Annotated in this window: 2 protein-coding genes; both read right to left on the bottom strand. The window is 70.7% G+C overall.

What is annotated here, in order from left to right; genetic code table 11:
* Positions 1–153 precede the first annotated feature (153 nt).
* Complete coding sequence (locus VP06_RS27915) at positions 154–2,865, bottom strand: valine--tRNA ligase (RefSeq protein ID WP_048467074.1); 2,712 nt, start codon at positions 2,863–2,865, stop codon at positions 154–156.
* Positions 2,866–3,045: 180 nt separating this feature from the next.
* On the bottom strand, positions 3,046–3,517 hold a 472-nt coding region (locus VP06_RS27910; RefSeq protein WP_048467073.1), incomplete at its 5' end, for a PopZ family protein.

The raw sequence follows: 3,517 nt of genomic DNA, 5'->3' as shown, positions 1-3,517 counted from the left end.
CACCGGGCACCGGGCACCGGGCACCGGGCACCGGGCACCGGGCACCGGGCACCGGGCACCGCGCGCGTTCCTCCCCGGGCATTCTCGTTGGCGATGCCGGCGACGCCGGTGCGGGGCTCCGCCCACACCGGCGCCGTCGCATCACGGGGCGGTTCAGCCCTGGAGCCGGGTCAGGGCCTCGCGCACCTTCTCGCGGCGGGCGATCCCCGCCTCGCGGCGCTCGCGCTGTTCCTCGACCACCTCCTCGGGAGCGCGGGCGAGAAAGTCGGCATTGCCGAGCTTGGCGTCGATCTTGGCGATCTCGCCGTCGAGCTTGGCGTCCTCCTTCTTCAGCCGCGCGACCTCGGCGGCGAGATCGACCACGCCTTCGAGCGGCAGGGACGCCACCTCGCCGCGCACGATGAGCTGCACGGCGTTGCGTGGGCTCGCCTCCGCGATGTCGATCGCGGCGATGCGGCCCAGCCGGCGCACGGTGTCGCCCCAGTGCGCCACCCGCTCGCGCACCGCCGCGCTCGGTGCCACCAGCACCAGGGGGATCTGGGCACCGGCCGGCACGTTCGTCTCCGAGCGGGCCGAGCGGATCTCCGAGACCAGATCGACCACCCAGCCGATCTCGGCCTCGGCCTCGGGACGCGCGAGCGCGCCGAGATCCGGCCATTGGCCGAGCGCCAGGAGCCCGCGCTCCACCCCGGCCTCGCGGGCCTTCGTCGCCCACAATTCCTCGGTGAGGAACGGCATGAACGGGTGCAGCAGCACGCAGATCTGGTCGATGAGATACGCGATGGTCCGGCGCGTCTCGTCCTTCGCCGGCCCGTCCTCGCCCTGGAGCACGGGCTTGGCCAGTTCCAGGTACCAGTCGCAGAAGACGTTCCACACGAAGCGGTAGGCGGCGTTGGCGGCGTCGTTGAAGCGGTAGGTCTCGAGGGCGCCGGTCACCTCGGCGACGGCCCGGGCGGCCTCGCCGAGCGCCCAGGCGTTGAGGGTCTGGGTCACGCCCGCGGGGGCGAACCCCGCGTCGAGGCGGCAGCCATTCATCTCGGCGAAGCGGGCGGCGTTCCAGAGCTTCGTGGCGAAATTCCGATAGCCTTCAACACGTTGCACGGAGAGCTTGATGTCGCGTCCCTGCGCCGCCATCGCCGCCAGGGTGAAGCGCAGGGCATCGGCGCCGTAGCGGTCGACGAGGTCGAGGGGATCGACCACGTTCCCCTTCGACTTCGACATCTTGGCGCCCTTCTCGTCACGGACGAGGGCGTGGATGTAGACGGTGCGGAACGGAACGTCATCCAGCGCGTGAAGGCCGAGCATCATCATCCTGGCAACCCAGAAGAAAATGATGTCGAAGCCCGTCACCAGCGCGCTGGTCGGGTAGTAGCGGGCGAGGTCCGGGGTCTGTTCCGGCCAGCCGAGCGTCGAGAACGGCCACAGGCCGGACGAGAACCAGGTGTCGAGCACGTCCTCGTCGCGGCGCAAGGCGACGGGCCGGCCATGCTTCGCGGCGGCCAGGGCCAGGGCCTCCTCCTCGCTGCCGGCGACGAAGCAGGTCCCTTCCGGGTCGTACCAGGCCGGGATCTGGTGGCCCCACCAGAGCTGGCGCGAGATGCACCACGGCTCGATGTTCTCGAGCCACTGGAAGTAGGTCTTCTCGTAGGTCTCGGGCACGAAGCGGGTGCGGCCGTCGCGCACCGCCTGGAGCGCGCGCTCGGCCAGCGGCTTGACGTTCACGTACCACTGGTCGGTCAGGTAGGGCTCGATCACCACGCCCGAGCGGTCGCCATGCGGCACCGCATGGGTGTTGGGCTCGATCGCGACCAGGCGGCCGCGCTCCTCCATGAGCGCGACGACCGTCTCCCGGGCCTTGAAGCGATCGAGGCCGTGCAGCGCCAGGGCCTCGGGCTCCGGGCTGGATCCTTCGAGGAAATCCGCGTTGCCCTCCAGGCTGATGCGGGCTTCCTCGTCCAGGATGTTGATCTGGGCGAGCCCGTGCCGGCGGCCGACCTCGAAGTCGTTGAAGTCGTGGGCCGGGGTGATCTTGACCGCGCCGGTGCCCTTCTCGGGGTCGGAATAGGTGTCGGCCACGATCGGGATCAGGCGGCCGACCAGCGGCAGGCGCAGGCGCTTGCCGACGAGGGCCCGGTAGCGCTCGTCCTCGGGATGCACCGCGACGGCGGTGTCGCCCAGCATGGTCTCGGGCCGGGTGGTCGCCACCGTGATGGTCTCAGCCGTCTCGGTCCCGGCCTCGTCCACCACCGGATAGGCGAAGTGCCAGAGATGGCCCTTCACCTCGACCTGCTGCACCTCGAGGTCGGAGATCGCGGTCTGGAACTTCGGGTCCCAGTTCACCAGGCGCTTGTCGCGGTAGATCAGCCCCTGCGCGTGCAGGTCGACGAAGACCTTCAGGACGGCCTTCGACAGGCCCTCGTCCATGGTGAAGCGCTCCCGCGACCAGTCGCAGGAGGCGCCGAGGCGCTTGAGCTGGTTGACGATGGTGCCGCCGGATTCCGCCTTCCACTCCCAGACCCGGCGGACGAATTCCGGCCGGCCCAAGGCGCGCCGGTCGGGCTGCTGCTGCTCCGCCAGGCGGCGCTCCACCACCATCTGGGTGGCGATGCCGGCGTGATCGGTGCCGGGCTGCCACAGAACGTCCTTGCCGCGCAGGCGCTCGAACCGGGCGAGCACGTCCTGGAGCGTGTTGTTGAGGGCGTGGCCCATATGCAGCGAGCCCGTCACGTTCGGCGGCGGGATCATGATGCTGTAGGGCTCGGCGCCGGCCCGGTCCGGGCGCCCGGCCCGGAAGGCCTGCGCCTCCTCCCATTCGGCGGCGATGCGCGCCTCGACGGCGGCGGGATCGAAGGTCTTGTCCATCATCGCGAAAGCGCCACTCGCAGGCTGCCCGGGGGGCGTCCGCTCGGCGGGACGCGCTCCTCACGGGGGCCGGAACCAGAAACAACAAAGGCCGGCCGCGCGAGCGACCGGCCCCCGAGACCGCTTTCAAGCGGACCCTGACCGTTCCGTCAACTGGAGCTGCCCGCGAACCGGGCGAGACGGTCAACGCCCCCGTGCGACGCGCTCGATCTCGGCCCGGACCAGGCGCTCGACCATGACCGGCAGGTTGTCGTCGAGCCAGGCTTTCAGCATCGGCCGCAGCATGTCCTGGACCAGATCCTCGAGGGTGCGGGCGTTGCGGGTCAGCACCGTGCTCGCCAGGAGGTCGAAGGCGTGGCCGACCGTGGCGTCGGTCGCCTGGGACAGCAGCCTGTCCTCGAGCGCCGGGGGCGGCGGCGCGGCGACGGCCTTCGGTGGCGGCGGGGCCGGCTCCGGCTCCGGTTCGATCTCGAGCGCGTCGAAATCCATCGGTTCGTCGCGGAACGCGATCTCCGACATCGCGTCGATCTCGTCGAAGCGCGGCTCGGGCTTCGGGGGCGGAGCCTTGGCGACCGGCTCCGGCTCCGGTTCGATCTCGAGCGCGTCGAAATCCATCGGTTCGTCGCGGAACGCGATCTCCGACATCGCGTCGATC

This window comes from Methylobacterium aquaticum (assembly GCF_001043915.1).
Classification (GTDB): domain Bacteria; phylum Pseudomonadota; class Alphaproteobacteria; order Rhizobiales; family Beijerinckiaceae; genus Methylobacterium; species Methylobacterium aquaticum.
The sequence above is the reverse complement of the archived record's forward strand: the minus strand, read 5'-3'. Positions and strand labels throughout refer to the sequence as shown.

Excerpts from the sequence above, each read along its gene's own strand:
- VP06_RS27915 (WP_048467074.1), bottom strand. The coding sequence starts at position 2,865 with ATGATGGACAAGACCTTCGATCCCGCCGCCGTCGAGGCGCGCATCGCC.